15 protein-coding genes are annotated in these 19,831 nt (G+C 63.8%); 9 read left to right on the forward strand and 6 right to left on the reverse strand.

From position 1 onward, the window contains the following. The first annotated feature begins 263 nt into the window (after positions 1 to 263). Positions 264 to 920 (forward strand): hypothetical protein, encoded by a 657-nt coding sequence (locus BUE39_RS14070; protein ID WP_227470432.1) that lies wholly within the window; start codon positions 264 to 266, stop codon positions 918 to 920. A gap of 104 nt (positions 921 to 1,024) precedes the next feature. On the opposite strand, the gene BUE39_RS14075 is transcribed toward BUE39_RS14070, so the two are convergent. Further along, the gene (locus BUE39_RS14075; RefSeq protein WP_073429265.1) at positions 1,025 to 2,131 is read right to left on the reverse strand and encodes a MerR family transcriptional regulator; all 1,107 of its coding nucleotides are present in this window, start codon (positions 2,129 to 2,131) and stop codon (positions 1,025 to 1,027) included. 325 nt (positions 2,132 to 2,456) lie between these two features. Here BUE39_RS14075 and BUE39_RS14080 point away from each other — a divergent pair, with 325 nt between their 5' ends. From BUE39_RS14080 to oxlT, 4 genes are all read left to right on the forward strand, one after another. Further along, positions 2,457 to 3,293 (forward strand): PadR family transcriptional regulator, encoded by an 837-nt coding sequence (locus tag BUE39_RS14080; RefSeq protein ID WP_073429266.1) that lies wholly within the window; start codon positions 2,457 to 2,459, stop codon positions 3,291 to 3,293. A 100-nt stretch (positions 3,294 to 3,393) separates the two neighbouring features. Beyond that, on the forward strand, positions 3,394 to 4,242 hold the full coding sequence (locus BUE39_RS14085; protein ID WP_073429267.1) for a siderophore-interacting protein: 849 nt from the start codon (positions 3,394 to 3,396) through the stop codon (positions 4,240 to 4,242). 111 nt (positions 4,243 to 4,353) lie between these two features. Further along, entirely contained in the window at positions 4,354 to 5,610 is a 1,257-nt protein-coding gene (locus BUE39_RS14090) for an MFS transporter (RefSeq protein ID WP_073429268.1), read from the forward strand. A gap of 332 nt (positions 5,611 to 5,942) precedes the next feature. Then, positions 5,943 to 7,286, forward strand: coding sequence for an oxalate/formate MFS antiporter (oxlT, locus tag BUE39_RS14095; RefSeq protein WP_073429269.1), 1,344 nt, complete (start codon positions 5,943 to 5,945; stop codon positions 7,284 to 7,286). Positions 7,287 to 7,524: 238 nt separating this feature from the next. On the opposite strand, the gene BUE39_RS14100 is transcribed toward oxlT, so the two are convergent. From BUE39_RS14100 to BUE39_RS14120, 5 genes are all read right to left on the reverse strand, one after another. After that, a complete protein-coding gene (locus tag BUE39_RS14100) occupies positions 7,525 to 8,325 on the reverse strand; it encodes an enoyl-CoA hydratase (RefSeq protein ID WP_073429270.1) in 801 nt (266 codons plus the stop codon). Further along, a complete protein-coding gene (gene mmsB, locus BUE39_RS14105) occupies positions 8,322 to 9,236 on the reverse strand; it encodes a 3-hydroxyisobutyrate dehydrogenase (protein WP_073429271.1) in 915 nt (304 codons plus the stop codon). The genes BUE39_RS14100 and mmsB overlap by 4 nt, the downstream gene beginning before the upstream one ends. Positions 9,237 to 9,278: 42 nt before the next feature. After that, complete coding sequence (locus tag BUE39_RS14110; protein ID WP_073429272.1) at positions 9,279 to 10,835, reverse strand: CoA-acylating methylmalonate-semialdehyde dehydrogenase; 1,557 nt, start codon at positions 10,833 to 10,835, stop codon at positions 9,279 to 9,281. Positions 10,836 to 10,896: 61 nt separating this feature from the next. Further along, complete coding sequence (locus BUE39_RS14115; RefSeq protein ID WP_073429273.1) at positions 10,897 to 12,588, reverse strand: AMP-binding protein; 1,692 nt, start codon at positions 12,586 to 12,588, stop codon at positions 10,897 to 10,899. 299 nt (positions 12,589 to 12,887) lie between these two features. Next, positions 12,888 to 14,021: an acyl-CoA dehydrogenase family protein gene (locus tag BUE39_RS14120; protein WP_073429274.1), complete on the reverse strand. Its 1,134-nt coding sequence runs from the start codon at positions 14,019 to 14,021 to the stop codon at positions 12,888 to 12,890. A gap of 85 nt (positions 14,022 to 14,106) precedes the next feature. On the opposite strand from BUE39_RS14120, the gene BUE39_RS14125 reads away from it, so the two are divergent. The 4 genes from BUE39_RS14125 (at position 14,107) to BUE39_RS14145 (ending at position 19,601) form a co-directional block, all read left to right on the forward strand. Next, positions 14,107 to 15,282: an AraC family transcriptional regulator gene (locus BUE39_RS14125; RefSeq protein WP_374710249.1), complete on the forward strand. Its 1,176-nt coding sequence runs from the start codon at positions 14,107 to 14,109 to the stop codon at positions 15,280 to 15,282. A 109-nt stretch (positions 15,283 to 15,391) separates the two neighbouring features. Further along, positions 15,392 to 16,978, forward strand: a complete 1,587-nt coding sequence (locus tag BUE39_RS14130; RefSeq protein ID WP_073429276.1) for an NfeD family protein — start codon at positions 15,392 to 15,394, stop codon at positions 16,976 to 16,978. Next, entirely contained in the window at positions 16,975 to 17,745 is a 771-nt protein-coding gene (locus tag BUE39_RS14135) for a slipin family protein (protein ID WP_073429277.1), read from the forward strand. The genes BUE39_RS14130 and BUE39_RS14135 overlap by 4 nt, the downstream gene beginning before the upstream one ends. Positions 17,746 to 18,299: 554 nt before the next feature. Further along, positions 18,300 to 19,601 (forward strand): NCS2 family permease, encoded by a 1,302-nt coding sequence (locus BUE39_RS14145; RefSeq protein ID WP_073429279.1) that lies wholly within the window; start codon positions 18,300 to 18,302, stop codon positions 19,599 to 19,601. The last annotated feature ends 230 nt before the right edge of the window (positions 19,602 to 19,831 follow it).

Below are 19,831 nucleotides of genomic sequence, written 5' to 3' on the forward strand. Positions count from 1 at the left end.
AACACCATTCCTGGCACGCTGGCCATTTTGTTGTGATTTTAAACAATGGAGTTTACGACATGAAACTAACGAACCTTGGCAAAAGCGCTCTCAGATCTAAACCGAGTTCTGAAGAGTAACGGGATGGCACGTTCGAATTCGATAAAGCGCGGATAAAATATACCTATCCAGTCTGCAAGACGTAAAGAAAGCCGTCAGTCTGAAAAATTTTCTTTAGAGTGACAGTTTTAATTTACCCAACTTCAAGCGAAAAGGATTAAATCATGAAAAGCACTCCGGATGCACTGTGGACTCTTTCACGAGATGAACTCTCAATGGCGCTGGAGCCGCATTACTTGAACATGCGCGAATTGCTGTCTGATTCAGAAAGAAAGCAAATCACGTTTGACCAGGCAGTGGACAGCGCATATGATCGGCTACGACATGCAGCCGCGCGTAATTTTACCTTCACGCAGGCCTCAGCCCTCGTTAGGAATGACCTCTCGCCATGTGCATTCGCCGTCGCAGTGGTGGTTGCCGACAGTTTTATTATCCTTTTCCAGTTCTGCGGAATCAACCAGGCACAGGCTCGCGCCGCCACCAGAGCGCTGTTGCAAGAGTTGGGAGAGGAGACTCTGCGTGGGCTAAGAGCAAATATCCATGACATTGTGAATGCAACGTCGTCTTACCAGCAAGCAGTTGAAATCTGGAAACTGCTTTCGTCCGTATCTAATGTGATCGGAATTAGCTCTATCGTGACTGCTCTGACTCGCACCATGCATTGGTATGACTGGACAATCTCAGCGATTATTGTTGCGGCACAGTTGACGGCCTGGTTCGCTAGTGACGGCGCCGCCCTTATAGCTGAATTGGCTCTGGAAAGCGTTTACGTCGGGCAACTGGTAGCGGATGCCATTACCGCAGCGGAACAATGCGGCTAGCCTACCGCTTATTCGCACTGCTGTTAGCCCGCATACCGATCTCGAGTATGAGCGAATGCGCGACGGGAAAAATAAGCTGGCTATTTCGTGCGCGATTAAAAACGTCAACGCGTCTGCGCTTTTGACCGTGATTGCTGGGCAGAGGCGAGGACAAACTCATTCCGATCGACATCGGGCGACACCAGACTCATCGTGAGAGCCTCGTAACCCGGCGATCCCGGCTGAGACAACACGCAAATGGGCGAGCTATGGTTGGACGGGCAAAAAATAATCTTCTCATTCGGCCCAACCGCCGCAAGATCAACGATCACCGACGAACACGTGACGAGGAATAAACACGGCCCCCCGCTCTTCGTTAGCGCCAGAAAATGGCGGCGCAACGCCCGTTGAGTGGGCAAATCCAGATCATTCTCCACATCGTCGATGAACACGGGATCGTATCGTGCTTCTATTGCGCGCTCGATACTCTGTACTCGCCTTCGAAGGGCTTCCGATTCCGTGGCACCGTCGGCAATAAGGTTCGCTACGACCGTATCAACGCGCGATTCACTAGGCAGGCAGATCGCCGACGACTCCGGACTCGAGTCGTCATAGCGATAATGCATTGCATGCGAGGCATCTATGAAACAGGCGCGTCCAGATATGCTTAAAAACAATCGACGCGCCAGTTGCGTTTTACCGCTCTCCAGCGAGCCTGTGATGTAATTCAACAACTGAATATCCCGCAGATCGAACCGTTCTCCCTTCCAGGGGCGCGGCAAATTGATGATCGCAGCGTTGGCCGACTGGCTGGTTTTATCCTGACCCCGCCATGAAGTCGGAGCGTCCGAATAAAAATCGAGTGAAGCGAGAGTCTCGTCCATGCGATTGAAAACCCGGCTTATTTGTTTCTCGAGCTTTTCTTTATGTTGCGCATAGATCGACGAGAGATCTTTATATAGTGAAGCGATTGGCGTGTCATCCGGGATTCTATTTTCCGATTCAAGCCGCTCAAAGACCGAGAAATACGATTTAACGCTGTCAAGCGAAAAACCGATTGACTGAAGGTGCCAGGTTTCGAATGCGCGCAGAAGATCGTCTTCCGTATAGACGCGATATCCGGACGCGTTCCGGCCGGGATGCACGAGCCCATGGTCCTCCCACACGCGCAAAGCTTTACGGGTCACCCCTAGCAGTTTGACGACATCCGATACGCTAAAGCATGCGCCCACGAATTCCCCCAGTGCTCGGTTAAAGCGTTGAGTGTCGGGGCGACCCCAGGGGACAAGTCAAGGATCGCTCGCGTTACAGCCTGCGGATTCGCGCAGTCACCAATCCGCCACCTTTTGACGGCGCACGTCCCAAGCAACTCGCCATCGAAGGCGTAACAGGCTCTCGGCCTTGTCAGAGGGAAGGCTCCCGCGCACGGTATCCGCATCCATTGCAAGTCACACGCAACTGTCGTCGTTCCCACACTCGCAAAAACATCGTTTGACAAACTATCTTTAGATATATATCGTACGACACATCTTAAGACACAAAACGGAGTATCCCAAGATGCGTCATCACCGCCGTTTTTCGCGTTGGCCAGGCGCCGACGACTCTTTCCCTGCCGGGCATGGCCGCCCTTCGCTCCACGCGCTCTGGCATGCGTTCGCGCGTCATGACGGCGAGCGCCCCGGCTTCTACGACGGCGAACGCCAAAACCGCCACGGCCACGACCGCTTCTCGCTGCATGCGCTGTGGCATGCGATCGGCCGTCATCACGACCATCGCGGCGGCGGGCGCGGTGGGCGTTTCGGCGGCGGTCCCGGCGGTCCCGGCGGTCCCGGCGGCTTCGGCGGCGATGGCGACGGTTTTCCGCGCGGCCGCAAATTCAGCTCCGAGGATCTGCAACTGCTGCTGCTATCGATGATCGACGCGCAGCCGAGCCACGGCTACGAGCTGATCAAGGCGCTCGAAACGCGCTCGAACGGCTTCTATAGCCCGAGCCCCGGCATGGTTTATCCGGCGCTCACGTATCTGGAAGAGCTCGGCTACGTGACCGTGCAACTCGAAGGCAACCGCAAGCGTTACGAATTATCGGAAACGGGCCGCGAATATCTGAACGCCAATCGCGACCGCGTCGAGTTGATGCTGGCGAAGCTGAACCATATCGCCCGCAAGATGGATTCCGTGCGCCGCGCGTTTGCCGGCGAGGAACCGGCCGACATCAGCGAAGGCGGCTGGCTGCCCGAACTGAACGAAGCGCGCCGCGCGCTGAAGCATGCGCTTTTACGCCGCGATAACGCGCCGGCTGCCGAGCAACGCCGCATCGCCGCGATCCTGATGCGCGCGGCGAAGGAAATCGAAAACGAAAGTGAAGGCAAGCCCGGCGGCGAGCCTGCTGCGTGATCGCGCGCCGTCCCGACCTTGGCCCTGGCGCACCGTTGCGCGCCTGGCTGCGCGACGCGCGCGCCCGCGCGTCAACCGAACCAACAGGAGTGGCATCCCTATGCTGACAAACGACAAACAAGCCGACAAACAAGCCGACAGACCCGATCTGGCAGTGCATCGCGTGCGGCATCCGCTGAAGTTCCGGCTGCTGCAAGTCAAGAAGGTGCATGCGCTGACCCCGCACCTGATCCGCGTCACCTTCACGGGCGAGGATCTGCACGACTTCGTGTCCGCGTCGTTCGACGACCACATCAAGGTGTTCTTCTCCGAACCCGGCGCGGACCAACCCGCGCTGCCGGAAGCCGGCCCCGAGGGTCCGGTGTTTCCCGCCGGCCGGCCGCGTCCGACGGCGCGCGACTTCACGCCGCGCCGCTTCGACCGCGAGGCGCGCGAGCTCGACATCGAATTCGCGTTGCACGAGGCCGGTCCCGCCGCGGCATGGGCCGCGCAAGCCAAGGTCGGCCAGTATCTCGGCGTGGGCGGGCCGCGCGGCTCGCTCGTGATCCCGACCGCGTTCGACTGGCATCTGCTGATCGGCGACGACACCGCGCTGCCGGCGATCGCCCGCCGTCTCGAGGAACTGCCGGCCGGCGCGCGCGCCGCCGCGGTGATCGAGGTAGCCGACCCGTCGGCGCATATCGAGTTCACGACGCGGGCCGAACTGCACCTCGTCTGGTGCTATCGCAGCGAAGCGGCCTATCGCGGCGAAGCCTTGCTGCAAGCCGTCCGCGACACGTATTTGCCCGAGGACGGCGAAGGCTATGTCTGGGCCGCCGGCGAATCCGCGACGATGCGCGCGGTGCGCTACCACCTCTGCACCGAACGTGGCGTCGACAAGTCGCGCATTCGCGCGGCGAGCTACTGGAAACAGGGCGCCGCAGCGGTGCATGAGACGCTCGACGATTGAGCGTTCCCGATCCGCGGTCCTGGCGCGTGCGAATCGCAAGCGCGCGTCGCGCTGGACTGCGTGACTCATGCAAGCAGCGGCGAACTTCGAACAACAATAAGGAATCGACCAATGTACTCAATCAGTACGAAGCACGAGCGCCGTTTGCTATGGCTGCTCGCGCTGACGCAATTCACCGTCATCATGGACTTCATGGTCATGATGCCGCTCGGCCCGCAGATCATGCACGCGTTCAGCATCACGCCGGCGGCGTTCGCCACCGCCGTGTCGGCGTATTCGTGGTGCTCCGGGCTTTCCGGCCTGTTCGCGGCAACCTATATCGACCGCTTCAACCGGCGCCGTCTGCTGCTGACCGTGTATGCGCTGTTCGCGCTATCGAATCTCGCGTGCGCGCTGGCTGACAGCTTCGCGCTGCTGCTGGCCGCGCGCGCTTTCGCGGGCATCACGGGCGGCGTGTTGGGCTCGGTGATCATGGCGATCGTCAGCGACGTGATTCCGGTTGAGCGGCGCGGCGCCGCGACGGGCACCATCATGACCGCTTTCTCCCTCGCGGCGATCGCGGGCGTGCCGGCCGGCGTCATGCTGGGCGCGCATTTCAGTTGGGCCGCGCCGTTCTTCCTGCTGGTGGCGCTGTCGCTCATCGTGTGGTTCGCGGGCCGGCAACTGGTGCCGTCGCTCGCCGAACATTTGAACCGCCGTCAGCCGGCGCTCGGCGAAGTGCTGCCTGATTTGTGGGGGCTCCTCAGCAACCCGCGGCATCTGAATGCCTTCGCGCTGACCTTCATGATGATGGTCGCGAACATGCTGGTGATTCCGTTCATTTCGCCGGTGCTGGTCGCCAACCACGGCGTCGCGCCCGCGCAGCTTTCGTGGCTGTACATGGCCGGCGGCGCGGCGACGTTCTTCACGTCGCGCCGGGTCGGCAGGCTTGCCGATCAGTTCGGCACGCGGCGGGTGTTTCGCATCGCAGTCGTGCTTTCGTTTCTGCCCGTGCTGCTCATGACGCATCTGCCCGACCTGCCGTTTTATGGGCTGCTGCTGCTGTTTCCGTTTTTCATGGTGCTCGTGTCATCGCGGATGGTGCCGATGCAGGCGCTGCTCACCACCGTGCCCGAACCCGCCCATCGAGGCGCGTTTCTCAGCGCGAACAGCGCGCTCCAGGCATTGGGCACGGGATGCGGGGCGTGGCTCGGCGGGCTCATGCTCGGCAGTTCGCCTGGCGGGCAGGTCATCGGATACGGGACCGCCGGATGGGCCGCGGTCGGCGTCGCGTCGTTGGGCGTGTTCTGGATTTCGCGCGTGCGAGGCGTGCAAGGCGATGCGCCGGCCTCGCCCGTGTTGACGTCCGACGCCGTCAGCGAAGCTTGAGCGGCGCCTCGCATTCCTACAAATAAAAAACTAACATTACGTTTATCTTTCACCTATAAAGGCAAGGCAGGCGCGAACAGCCTTGTCCGCCTCATGCCCTCGCCCGCTGGCCTTGCCTGCGGGCTTTTTTTATCGTGGACGCCGATCCGGCTGCGGTCCTTCATTTGTCTTTCATCTGGCAAATGACGTGGTGAAAACCCCAGCCATTCTTTCGCTTGACTTACTTGATATATCACATACTGTATGGGGTAGATCATCGCGCGATTGATCGGCGGGGGAAGAAGCCACTTTGGCGCCCGCAAACATGAGGCAGCCATGCCAAGGAGACAGTAATGGACACGGATCACCAGGGAGGGGCGTCGTCGTGGAGAGCGTCACCGTGGGTGCAACTCGTATTCGGCGTGATTTGCATGGCGATGATTGCCAACATGCAGTACGGCTGGACGTTGTTCGTCAACCCGATCAACGAGAAGTATCAGTGGGGCCGGGCCGCCATTCAGGTGGCATTCACGATCTTCGTGGTGACTGAAACGTGGCTCGTGCCGGTGGAAGGCTATCTCGTCGACAAGTACGGGCCGCGTCCCGTGGTGGTCGCGGGCGGCCTGCTCTGCGGCGTGGCGTGGGCGCTGAACTCGGTGGCGTCGTCGCTGCCGGTGCTGTATATCGCGGCGGCGATAGGCGGCGTCGGCGCGGGCGCGGTGTACGGCACCTGCGTGGGCAATGCGCTGAAGTGGTTCCCCACGCGTCGCGGACTCGCTGCCGGCATCACCGCGGCGGGGTTCGGCGCGGGGTCGGCGGCCACCGTCGTGCCGATTGCCAGCATGATCAAGAGCAGCGGTTACGAAGCCACGTTCCTGTGGTTCGGCCTCGGTCAGGGGATCATCGTTTTCCTGCTCGGTCTCGCGCTGCTCGCGCCGCCGACCAAGCTGCTCGCGACGGCGAAAAGCACCGTGCAGCGCGTGGTCTACAACGCGACGCCACGCGAAGTGGTCAGCTCGCCGGTGTTCTGGGTCATGTACCTGATGTTCATCATGATGGCCGCGGGCGGCTTGATGGCGACCGCGCAGCTCGGACCGATCGCGAAAGACTTCGGTCTGCACGATTCGCCGGTTTCGCTGCTTGGCCTGACCTTGCCCGCACTGACCTTCGCGCTGACCATCGACCGCGTGCTGAACGGTCTGACGCGGCCGTTCTTCGGCTGGATCTCGGATCGTATCGGCCGGGAAAATACGATGTTCATGGCGTTCGCGATCGAAGCGGTCGGCATTCTGGCGCTGTCGAAGTACGGCCACAGTCCGGTCGCGTTTGTCGTGCTGACCGGCATCGTGTTCTTTGCATGGGGCGAAATCTACAGCCTGTTCCCCGCGACCTGCGGCGACACGTACGGACCGAAATACGCCGCCACCAACGCCGGCCTGTTGTACACGGCGAAGGGAACGGCTGCGCTGCTGGTGCCGTTCACGAGCGTCGTCACGGCGATGACGGGCAGTTGGCACGCGGTCTTCATGCTCGCCTCCGGCATGGCCGCGGTGGCCGCCCTGCTCGCGCTGTTCGTGCTGAAGCCGATGCGCCGCGCGTACGCCGAACGGCACGCCGCGCCGGTGCTCGATATGCCGTATAGCCCCGCGTCGCCCTTCGTCAGCGAGTCCGCGCGAATTTCGGCGGACGGCGGTTGATCGGCGCTCAGTGCGTTGACTCGGCCGTTGCGTCGGGTCGAGCGGTTCGGCCGATGGTAAGCGCAAGAAGCGGGGCCGCCATCGCCCCGCTCCTCGTGACGAAGTAGAACAGCACGACGCACAGCCGTTGAACGCGTAGGTGTGGCGAGCGCCATGAACGAACCACGGGGCGCTCGCCGACGCGTTGCATGTCGGGGCAAAACCCATGCTCTCTCGCCCCTGCCGCGCGCTCGCCTCTCTAGCTCTGCTCCCCGGTTCCCGCCTGCGTCACCTGCCAGCGCGGCGCGCGTTTCTCCAGGAACGCGTTCACCCCTTCGCGCTGATCCACACCGTCGAACAGATCGACAAAGCGCTCGCGCTCCACCGCCAACGCCGCCGCACGCGGCACACCGTTGCGGGCCTGATGAATCAGCGTCTTGCTGAAGCCGACCGCTTGCGGACTCAGCGTCGCGACACGCGCCGCCATCGTCAATGCGGCCTCGCGCGCGGCGCCCTTTTCCACCACTTCCTCGACCAGACCGATGCGCAACGCGGTGGCCGCGTCGACGCGCTCGCCGGTGAGAATCATCCGCTTGGCCCAGCCTTCGCCGACCAGCCACGGCAGCGTCTGCGTTCCGCAGCCGCACGGCAGCAGACCGACTGCGGTTTCGGGCAAGGCCAGCAACGCATGCTGCTCGGCGATGCGGATATCGCACGCCAGCGCGCATTCGAGCCCGCCGCCCATCGCGTAACCGTTGATCGCCGCGATCACCACGGGGCGCGCATTCTGCAACGCCTCGAACGCCGCGCCGAAACGCATGGCCGCCGTGCGCGCGACTTCGCGGTTGCCGTCGGCGAAGGTGTTCAGGTCGGCGCCCGCGCTGAAGAACTTCGGCCCATCTCCGGTGACGACGATGGCCCGCACCCGCGCCTCGCCGTTCAGACGCTCGACCGTTCGTTGCAACAGCAGCAAGCCCTCGGGCGTGAAAGCGTTCGCGGGCGGCCGCTTCAACGTGAGCAGCGCGACGGCGCCCTCGTGCGCGTAGTCGAGTTCGATCATCGCGCGTCTCCGTTCTTGCCGTCGCCAGCGTCGCCGCGATAAAGCTTGATGACGGCGGAAAAGTCGAGACGTCCCGCGCCTTTCGTGCTCATCGTCTGATAAAGCTGTTGAGCCAATGCGCCGAGATACAGCGGTTGACGCGCGGCTTTTGCGGCGTCGGTGGCGAGGCCCAGGTCCTTCAGCATCAGGTCGGTGCCGAAGCCGCCGGTATAGCCGCGCGTGGACGGCGCGGTCTCGATCACGCCGGGCATCGGGTTATACGTGTCGGAACTCCAGCAACGCCCCGTCGACGTATTGATGATGCCGCCCAGCACTTTGGTGTCGATGCCGAGCGCCTCGCCCAGCGACATCGCTTCGGCCACGCCCGCCATCGTGATGCCGAGCACGAGGTTGTTGCAGATCTTCGCGACCTGGCCCGTGCCGGTGTCGCCGCAATGGACGATGTTCTTGCCCATCGCCGAAAGCACCGGCTTGACCGCTTCATAGGCGCTTGCGCTGCCGCCGACCATGAAGGTCAGCGTGCCCGCCGCCGCGCCGCCCGTGCCGCCCGAGACGGGCGCGTCGACGAAGGTGTTGCCGCGCTGCTTCGCGAGTTCGGCGAATGCCCTGACGCTGTGCGGGTCGATCGTGCTCGAGTCGATGATCGTGACACCCCTGGCGATGCCGGCGAACACGCCGTCGTCCGCGGTCAGCACGCTGCGCACGTGCGCGGCGGCCGGCAGCATCGTGATCACGCATTCCACGTCCGTCACCGCGTCTTTCGGCGAGCCGGCCGCCTTGGCGCCCGCGTCGACGAGTGCCTGCACGGCTTGCGCATTCACGTCGAACACGTTGACCGCGTGACCCGCCTTGAGCAGGTTGAGCGCCATCGGCGCGCCCATGTTGCCGAGTCCGATAAAGCCTATTTTCATGATGCCGTCTCCTGTCCCATGCAAAGCAATGAACCCGAGCGATCAGCGCAGGCTGATGGTCGTGTTCACGCCGTCGTTGACCGTGTCGTCGTCGAACCAACGCGCTGTGACGGTCTTGGTCTGCGTATAGAACTGCACGACCTGTTTGCCGTAGGGACCGAGGTCGCCGAGCTTCGAACCGCGCGAGCCGGTAAAGCTGAAGAACGGCACCGGCACGGGAATCGGAATGTTGATGCCGACCTGGCCGACATCGATCTCGCTCTGAAACTTGCGCGCCGCCGCGCCGCTTTGCGTAAAGAGGCCGACGCCGTTGCCGAACGGATTGCGGTTGACGAGTTCGATTGCGTCGTCGAGCGTGGCGGCGTTCAGCACGAGCAGCACCGGCCCGAAAATTTCCGTGCGATAGATTTCCATTGCGGTCGTGACGCCGGTAAAAACCGTCGGGCCGATGAAATTGCCTTCCTCGTAGCCGGGCACCTTCACGCCGCGGCCGTCGAGCGCGAGCGTCGCGCCTTCGTTCACGCCCGCTTCGATCAGGCCGAGAATGCGCTGCTTCGCCGCGCGCGAGACCACCGGGCCGATGTCCGTATTCGGCTCGCTGCCCGCGTTGATCCTGAGCGCTTTCGCCCTGGCGATCAGATCGGGCAACCACTGCTGCGCCGCGCCGACCAGCACCACCACCGAGGTCGCCATGCAGCGCTGCCCCGCCGCGCCGAAGCCCGCGCCGGCCAGCGCATTCAAGGTTTGCTCGCGGTTCGCATCGGGCAGGACGACGGCGTGGTTCTTCGCGCCCATCATCGATTGCACGCGTTTGCCGTGTTCGCTGCCGAGGCGATAGACGTGCGTGCCGACCGCCGTCGAACCGACGAAGGAAATCGCCTTCACCGCTTCGTGCGTGCAGAGCGCGTCGACCACCTCCTTGCCGCCGTGCACGACGTTCAGCACGCCCTTCGGCACGCCCGCTGCGAGCGCGAGTTCAACCAGTTGCATCGTCGACAACGGGTCCTGCTCGGACGGCTTCAGCACGAAGGTATTGCCGCAGACGATCGCCATCGGGAACATCCACAGCGGGATCATCGCGGGGAAGTTGAACGGCGTGATGCCGACGCAGACGCCGAGCGGCTGACGCAACGTGTACGTATCCACGCCGCCCGCCACGTTCTCCGCGAATTCGCCCTGCTGCAAGCTGCCGATCGAGCACGCATGCTCGACCACTTCGAGACCGCGGAAGATATCGCCCTCGGCATCGGGAATCGTCTTGCCCTGCTCGGCGCTCAAGGTCCTGGCGATGCGCGGCATGTGCTCGCGAATCAGCGCCTGGTACTTCAGCATGATGCGCATGCGTGCGCCGATCGGCGTGTCCTTCCAGGTCTTGAACGCGGCATGCGCGGAGCGGATCGCTTCGTTCACTTCGTCGGCGGTGGCGAACGGCACGCGCGCCAGCACTTCTTGCGTGGCGGGATTGACGATGTCGCGCCATTCGATGGTTTTCGATTCGACGAACTCGCCGTTGATCAACAGCTTGACGGTGGCGATGGCGGTTGCGGCGGCATTGGCGGCAACCGCGCGCCCGGCGTTGTTCGAAGCAATTGCGCTCATGCTGGAACTCCTGTGCGATGGCCGCGCGGCGGCCGGACAGTGACTCGATGGAAATGAAAAATCAACGCAGATCCGGGAAGTCTTCTTCCCAGTACTCGCCTGGCAGGCGCGCGGGCTCGGCCTCGCGTTCCATTTCGCGGCGCCGCAATTCGACGCGGCGAATCTTGCCGGAAATGGTTTTCGGCAGTTCGCTGAATTGCAGTCGGCGAATCCGCTTGTATGGCGCGAGCTTTTCGCGCGAGAACGCGAACACGGCGCGCGCCAGTTCGGGCCCGGCTTCGTAGCCCTGGCGCACGGTGACGAACGCTTTGGGCACCGCCAGGCGCAGCGCGTCGGCGCTCGGCACCACCGCGGCTTCACCGATCGCCTCGTGTTCGATCAGCACGCTTTCGAGTTCGAACGGGCTCAGCCGGTAGTCGGACGATTTGAAGACGTCGTCGGCGCGGCCCACGTACACGTAATAACCGTCGTCGCGGCGCAGCGCCACATCGGAGGTGCGATAGAAGCCGTTGCGCATCGCTTGCGCGGTGGCGTTCGCGTTATTCGCGTAGCCCGTCATCAAACCCAGCGGACGCTCGGCCAGCGGCAACGCGATTTCGCCTTCGGTGACGGGTTGATCGTCGGCGTCGAGAAGTTCGATCCTGTAGCCCGGCAGCGGACGTCCCATCGACCCCGGCACGACTGGTTGCCCCGGCGAATTGCCGATCTGGCAGGTGGTTTCGGTCTGGCCGAAGCCGTCACGAATCGTGATGCCCCACGCGTGCCTGACCCGTTCGATGACCTCGGGATTCAACGGCTCGCCCGCGCCGACGATCTCGCGCAGCTTGACCGGATAGTCGGCGAGCGGCTCCTGAACGAGCATGCGCCATACAGTTGGCGGCGCGCACAGCGTGGTGACGTTGAAACGCACCAGCGCGTCGAGCGTATCTTTCGGCACGAAGCGCGCGAAGTTGAACACGAACACGCAAGCCTGCGCATTCCACGGCGCGAAGAAGCAGCTCCACGCGTGCTTGGCCCAGCCCGGCGAACTGATATTCCAATGGACGTCGTTCGGTTGCAGACCGATCCAGTACATCGTCGACAGATGCCCGACGGGATAGCTCTCGTGCGTATGCTCGACCAGCTTGGGCTTCGACGTGGTGCCCGAGGTGAAGTACAGCAGCATCGGATCGCTCGCCCGCGTGACGCCGTCGGGCGTGAATTGCGGCGATGCGTCATAGGCCGCGGCCAGATCGATCCAGCCGTCGCGCGGCGTGCCGACTGAAATGCGCGTGAGCGGCACGTCGAGCGCGTCGAATTTCGCCGACTCGGCGCTATCGACCACCGCGAAATTCGCGCCGCCGATCTGCACGCGGTCGCGCACGTCGTCGGCGGAAAGCTGGGTGGTGGCGGGCAGCACGATTGCGCCGAGCTTCATCGCCGCGAGCATCACGTCCCATAGCTCGACGCGGTTCGGCAGCATCAGCAGCAGACGATCGCCGCGCGCGACACCCACGCCGCGCAGAAAGTTCGCCATGCGCGCGGAACGCTCGGACATCTGCGCGTAGGACAATCGCAGACCGTCGCCGGTGGGATCGTCGACGATCCACAGCGCGGGGTTGTGGTTGTCGCGGGCGATTACGTCGAAGTAATCGAGCGCCCAGTTGAACTCGCCTAATGCGGGCCACGCGAATTCGCGGTATGCGCGGTCGTAGTCGGTTCGATGGCGCAATAGCAGATCGCGCGCGTCGAAAAAGGGTTGCGCCGTGGTCATCGTTGTCTCCTGTCGATCGGAGTTAGCGCTTCAGCGCTTACTCCGGTCCCATGCACCGCTGTCGACCGGAGTTAGCGCTTTAGCGCTTACTCAGGTCCCATGCAAAGCTGTCGATCGGAGTTAGCGCTTCAGCGCTTATGTCGATCCGGAGTTAGTGCTTCAGCACTTACTCCGGTCCCACGCAGCGCGCTCCGGTCCCATGAATATGGCGTTAGGTGGCGCGGTATGCGTCCGCTTCTACTTCGCCCCACACTCTCCATCCGCAGCCTATTCTGCTCTCAAACTCCGCCACGATCGCGCTAAACATGCCGCGCGATCACCATGCGCTGCACTTCGCTGGTCCCTTCGTAAATCTGCGTGATGCGGGCGTCGCGGTAGTGGCGCTCCACCGCGTAGTCCTCGAGATAGCCATAGCCGCCGTGAATCTGTATCGCGTTCGAGCAGACCTCCTCGGCCAGTTCCGACGCGAACAGCTTGGCCTGCGACGCCTCCGACAAACACGGCTTGCCCGCCGAGCGCAGCCGCGCCGCGTGATGCACGAGCAGCCGCGCGGCGTTCAGGCGCGTGGCCATGTCGGCGAGCATGTTGGCGATGGTCTGATGATCCTTCAGCGCCTTGCCGAACTGCACGCGCTCGCTCGCATAGCGGCGCGCGGCGTCGAACGCGGCCCGCGCGATGCCGACCGCCTGCGCGGCGATGCCGATGCGCCCGCCTTCCAGATTCGATAGCGCGATGCGCAAGCCTTCGCCCGGTTCGCCGAGCAGATTGGCTTCGGGCACGGCGCAATCGTCGAGGGAAATCGGACAGGTGTCGGAAGCGCGAATGCCGAGCTTGTGCTCCGGCTTGCCGACGTTGAAGCCCGGCGTATCGGTCGGCACGATGAAGGCGGACAGGCCGCGTTTGCCGCGATCGGGATCGGTGACGGCGAACACGATCGCGAGGTCCGCGCGCGCGCCGTTGGTCACGAACTGCTTGCTGCCGTTGAGCAGCCATTTGCCGTCCCGCAGCACGGCGCGCGTGCGCAGATTGTTCGCCTCGGACCCGGCTTGCGGCTCGGTCAGGCAGAACGCGCCGATGCACCGGCCGGTGGCGAGGTCTTGCAGATAGCGGTCTTTTTGCGCGTCGCTGCCGAAGTTGAGGATCGGCCCGCAGCCCACCGAGTTGTGCACGCTCATCAGCGTCGCGCAGGCGGCGCAACCGGCGGCGATCTCTTCGAGCGCGAGCGCATAAGCCACGTAGTCGGTGTACGAGCCGCCCCACTCGGCCGGCACGATCATGCCGAGAAAGCCGAGTTCGCCCATCTGCGTGACGACGTCGGCGGGCAATCGCGCGTCGCGGTCCCACTGCGCCGCGTGTGGCGCGAGGCGCTCGGTCGCGAAGTCGCGAGCGGCGTCGCGGATCATCCGTTGCTCGTCGGTGTAGAAGCTGTCCATGAGGCTCGTGTCCTGTCCTGTGCGGCCGATCGCGTTGCGTGCGGTCGGCTCAGGGCCAGTGTAGGGAAGCCGACAGGCGGGTTCGATGCTCAGCCCGCTCAATCTGGCTGAGCGCATTTGCCATGCTGGTACGATGCCACGAAGATTCGCGCCGTCTTTCAAGGGCTTCTCGAATCGCCACCAGCCAAACGTTGAGCGCATTTGCCAGATACGCATGAAACACCCAAAAAACGATAAAGGCACGATTTCGGTCAGCCTGGTAGAGGAAACCCTGGCACTGGCGCGCGCACGCGGTCTGGATACGCTGCCGCTCGCCGAAGCGGCCGGCATCGCGGCGCCGATGCTCGCATCGCCGAAAAGCCGCGTATCGTCGGCGCAATACGGCGCGCTGTGGGCCGGCATCGCGCGCGCGCTCGACGACGAATTCCTCGGCCAGGATTCACATCGCATGAAAAGCGGCAGCTTCATCGCGATGACGCAAACCGCGCTGACCGCCCGCAACGGCGCGCAAGCGCTCGCGCGCGCGGTCGGCTTCATGCGGCTGGTGCTGGACGACCTCGGCGTGCTGATCGAAACGGACGCCCAACGGGTGCGGCTGCGCTTCACGGAGCGCGAAGGCACGAAGCCGCCGACCATGTTCGCCTATGCAACGTGGTTCATCCTCGTCTACGGCCTGCTGTGCTGGCTGGTCGGGCGGCGCATTCCCTTGATCGAGGCGCGCTTTCGCTGCGCCGAGCCGCCCGCCGCGCACGAATACCGGCTCATGTTCTGCGATCACATGACGTTCGGCCAAGGCGAGTCGTATGTGGACCTCTCGCCCGCGTTTCTCGATCTGCCGGTGATCCAGACGGGCAAGTCGGTCAAACCGTTCCTGCGCGACGCGCCCGGCAGTTTTGTCGTCAAGTACCGCAATCCCGGCTCGCTCGCGGCGCGCGTGCGCAAGCTGCTGCGCGCGCTGCCGATGGCCGGCTGGCCCGCCGCCGACCAGATGGCCGCGCGCCTGCACGTCGCCGAGGCGACCATGCGGCGGCGTCTGAAGCAGGAAGGCTATACGTATCAATCGATCAAGGACGACTTGCGGCGCGACATCGCAATCGGCGAGTTGCAGGATACCGACCGCACCATTGCCGACATCGCCGCCGCGGTGGGTTTCGCGGAACCGAGCGCGTTCCATCGCGCGTTTCGCAAATGGACCGGCATGCGGCCGACCGATTACCGGTTGGCGCGCGCGGACCTCACGCGGCGCGCGGAATCGGACTAAGCTGTTAAAAGCAGGCCAGCCTTCTTCTGGAGGTATCGGCCCGCGCCGGTCGATCGGCCTCGAACATCCTCGATCAGTCTCGACAGACCCGGCGCGGCAGCCGTCAGCGATGAGCACGTATCCGCGTCTCCCGTTCCGGCAATCCGGTCCGCGTCCTTCGCTTATCCGTGGCGGAGCCGTGGGCCGCTTGATGCGCGGCATGACCGCGCTAGCCGCGCTTTTGGCCTTTGGCTTCGCGTCGTTCGAAAGCGCCGCGCCGCCGCTGCGGGCCGCGGCCGCGCCTCATGGCGTCGTGGTGATTCCGGTGAGCGGCGCGATCGGTCCGGCCAGCGCCGACTTCATCGTGCGCAGCCTGCAACGCGCCGCCGACGAGCACGCGCAACTCGCCGTGCTGCAACTCGATACGCCCGGCGGCCTGGATACGTCGATGCGGCAGATCATCAAGGCGATTCTCGGCTCGCCGGTGCCGGTCGCCACCTTCATCGCGCCGAGCGGCGCGCGCGCCGCGAGCGCCGGCACCTACATCGTTTATGCCAGCCACATCGCGGCGATGGCGCCGGGCACCAATCTCGGCGCGGCGACGCCGATCCAGGTAGGCATCGGCGGCACGGAGCCGCCGGGGGGCCGCGGCGCACCGGGCCTGCCCGGCATCGGGGGCGGCGACGGCGCGTCGAAACCCTCGGCGGCGGCCCCTGCCAGCGGCACCAGCGCCGCCAGCGCGGCCAGCGCCGCACTGCCGCTCGACACGCAGTCCACCGAACTGCGCAAGCAGGTCCACGACGCCGCCGCGTACATTCGCGGTCTCGCGCAAATGCGCGGGCGCAACGCCGACTGGGCCGAGCGCGCGGTGCGCGAAGCCGTGAGCCTGTCGGCCGCCGATGCGCTCGCGCAGCACGTGGTCGATCTCAACGCGCGCGACGTACCGGACCTGCTGCGCCAACTGAACGGCCGCACGCTCGTCACGAGCGCCGGCAACGTCACGCTCAGCACCGCCAACGCCGCCGTCGCGACGCTCGAAGCCGACTGGCGCAGCCACTTTCTCGCGGTCATCACCGATCCGAACGTCGCGCTGGTGCTGCTGATGCTCGGCATGTACGGGCTCTTCTTCGAATTCGCCAATCCGGGCTTCGTGCTGCCGGGTGTGGTCGGCGCGATCAGTCTGCTGCTCGGCCTCTTCGCGATGCAGATGCTGCCGGTCAACTACGTCGGCCTGGGCCTGATCTTTCTCGGCATCGCGTTCCTGATCGGCGAGGCATTTCTGCCGACCTTCGGCTCGCTCGGCTTCGGCGGCATCGTCGCGTTCGTGATCGGCGCGCTGATGCTGATCGACACCGACGTGCCCGGCTACGGCATCCCGCTGCCGATGATCGCGGCGGTCGCCGTGTTCAGCCTGCTGTTCGTGCTGGGCGTGTCGCGGCTCGCGTTGCACGCGCGGCGGCGGCCCGTGGTGAGCGGTTCGGAGGCGCTGATCGGCAATATCGGCGTGGTGCTCGACGAGGGTCTGCTGGCGGAGCCCGGCGCGACGCCCGGGACAGGCGGCACGCCGGCCGGTTGGGCGCGCGTGCATGGCGAGCGCTGGCGGGTGTCCAGCACGGCCCCGCTTGCGGCAGGGCAAATGGTGCGCGTCACCGCGCGGCGCGGACTGACGCTGACGGTCGAGCCCGTTGAAACGCTACAACAAGGAGAACGCTCATGATCGGTTTCACATTCGGCTTCAGCAGCATTCTGATTCTGCTGGCGGCCGCGCTGATTGCTTCGTCGATACGGATTTTTCGGGAGTATGAACGCGGCGTCGTGTTCATGCTCGGGCGCTTCTGGAAGGTCAAGGGGCCGGGGCTGGTGCTGATCATTCCGGTGGTGCAGCAGGTGGTGCGCATCGATCTGCGCACCGTCGTGTTCGACGTGCCGCCGCAGGACGTCATCACGCGCGACAACGTCTCGGTGAAGGTCAACGCGGTGGTGTATTTCCGCGTGGTCGATCCCGAGAAAGCGGTGATTCAGGTGGCGCGTTTCTTCGAGGCGACCAGCCAGTTGTCGCAGACCACGCTGCGCGCGGTGCTCGGCAAGCATGAACTCGACGAACTGCTCGCGGAGCGTGAGCAACTGAACACCGACATCCAGAAAGTGCTCGACGCCCAGACCGACGCGTGGGGCATCAAGGTGTCGATCGTCGAAATCAAGCACGTGGATATCAACGAAACGATGATCCGCGCAATTGCCCGCCAGGCGGAAGCCGAGCGTGAGCGGCGCGCCAAGGTGATTCACGCGCAAGGCGAGTTGCAGGCGTCGCAGCATCTGCTGGAGGCGGCGCAGACGCTGTCGCGGCAACCGCAGGCAATGCAGTTGCGCTATCTGCAAACGCTCACGACGATCGCCGCGGATAAGAATTCGACCATTGTGTTTCCGCTGCCGATCGATTTGTTGAGCGCGGTGATGGAGCGGTTTGGGAAGCCGCCGGCGTGATGCCGCGGCTTGCCTTCGAGTATGCGTTGCCGGGCTCCATGACAGCGACAGGCTACGAATCAAATCCGCCGTGGACATGGCGAACGTCTGCTCCGCCAACGCGTCTGTTGCTGTTCACGATCATCGATGAGTCGCCCGCTTCCGGGTAGGTGACAAGAGGTTCGCCGTCGAGACGGTCAACGGAAAAGATGTCCGGCACGCATCCCTCGTCCGCCTCTATGAGGACCGACACACCCTCGTCCATGCCGGCGAGTTCATATCCCAGCCCGCAGTTGCATCCTTCGGGTTTGAGGGCTGCGTTCGCATGACTGAATCGCTATTCGCATCGGCCAGGTGCGAACCCAACGCCTGAAAGTGCTCAGGGCGTAGGCACAAGTTCCCCAACCCATCTTCCTGCACGACCTCGCAGCGACCTGCTCGATGAATTCCGAGCAAAAGCGATTTGTTGACAAATATGTCCAACATGTGTTCTTTTTCGCCCGTCATTTAATTTCGACCCATCAGGTGGCGTCGTTGCGACTAAGCTTTTGGGGACTCGTGGGGGAATGCAAGCAATGAACAAGATCGACCGTTACTTTGGCATTACGGAATCCGGCTCGGCCTTACGCACCGAAGTGCTCGCCGGCGTGACCACCTTCCTGACGATGGCCTACATCATCTTCGTCAATCCGGCCATTCTCGGCGACGCCGGCATGCCGAAAGACTCGGTGTTCGTCGCGACCTGCCTCGTGGCCGCGCTCGCCTCGCTGATCATGGGTCTCTACGCGAATTACCCGATCGCGCTCGCGCCCGGCATGGGCCTGAACGCGTACTTCGCGTACACCGTCGTCAAGGGCATGGGCTTTACGTGGCAGGCCGCGCTCGGCGCGGTGTTCATTTCCGGCTGCCTGTTTCTGGTCGTCACGCTGTTTCGCGTGCGCGAAGCGATCGTCACCGGCATTCCGCATTCGATACGCATAGCGATCACCGGCGGCATCGGCCTGTTCCTCGCGATCATTTCGCTGAAGACGGCGGGCGTCGTGGTGGGCAACCCGGCCACGCTCGTCACGCTCGGCGATCTGCACAACCCGCACGTGATTCTCGCGACGGTCGGCTTCTTCGCGATCGTCGCGCTCGACTATCTGCGGGTGCGCGGCGCGATCCTGATCGGCATTGTGGGCGTGACAGTGCTGAGTTTTTTCTTCGGCGGCAACGCGTTCCACGGCATCGTCTCCACGCCGCCGTCCATTTCGCCGACGCTGTTCCAGCTCGACATACGCGCCGCGCTCTCCACCGGCGTGCTGAACGTGATCCTGGTGTTCTTCCTTGTCGAACTGTTCGACGCGACCGGCACGCTGATGGGGGTCGCCAACCGCGCGGGGCTGCTCGTGGAAGGCAAGATGCACCGGCTGAACCGCGCGCTGCTCGCGGACAGCACGGCGATTCTGGCTGGCTCGATGCTGGGCACGTCTTCGACCACGGCGTACATCGAAAGCGCGTCGGGCGTGCAAGCGGGCGGCCGCACGGGTGTGACCGCGATCACCGTCGCCGTGCTGTTTCTCGCGGCGTTGTTTTTCGCGCCGCTGGCGAGCGTGGTGCCCGGCTACGCGACCGCACCGGCGTTGCTGTACGTGTCGTGCCTGATGTTGCGGGAAATGCTCGACCTGCCGTGGGACGACGCCACCGAAGTCGTGCCGGCCGCGCTGACTGCGCTGTTGATGCCGTTCACCTATTCGATCGCCAACGGCGTCGCGTTCGGATTCATTTCCTACGCCGGACTGAAACTGCTGACGGGCCAGGCACGCAAGGTAAAGCTGGTGGTGTGGATCATCGCGGCGATTTTTCTGTTCCGCTATTTTTATCTCGGCAGCGAATAAGCGCGCGGTCGGCGAGCGCCGCACGCGCCAACGCCACATCACGAAAGCTGATGACGTGCCGCGCGCCTCGCCATGCCATCAAATCACTGGCGCCTCGCCGAACCAACGGCGAACGCAACGACGCGCCAAGCTCCAGCGCCGAGGCGAAGCGGAGAACCCGCGTCACAAAGCGAAGCCCTGGGTTTTAAGCAGACCGTTCCGGCAAGCACGCAGTGCGAGACGGGAAGCAC

Source organism: Paraburkholderia terricola, assembly GCF_900142195.1.
Classification (GTDB): Bacteria; Pseudomonadota; Gammaproteobacteria; order Burkholderiales; family Burkholderiaceae; genus Paraburkholderia; species Paraburkholderia terricola.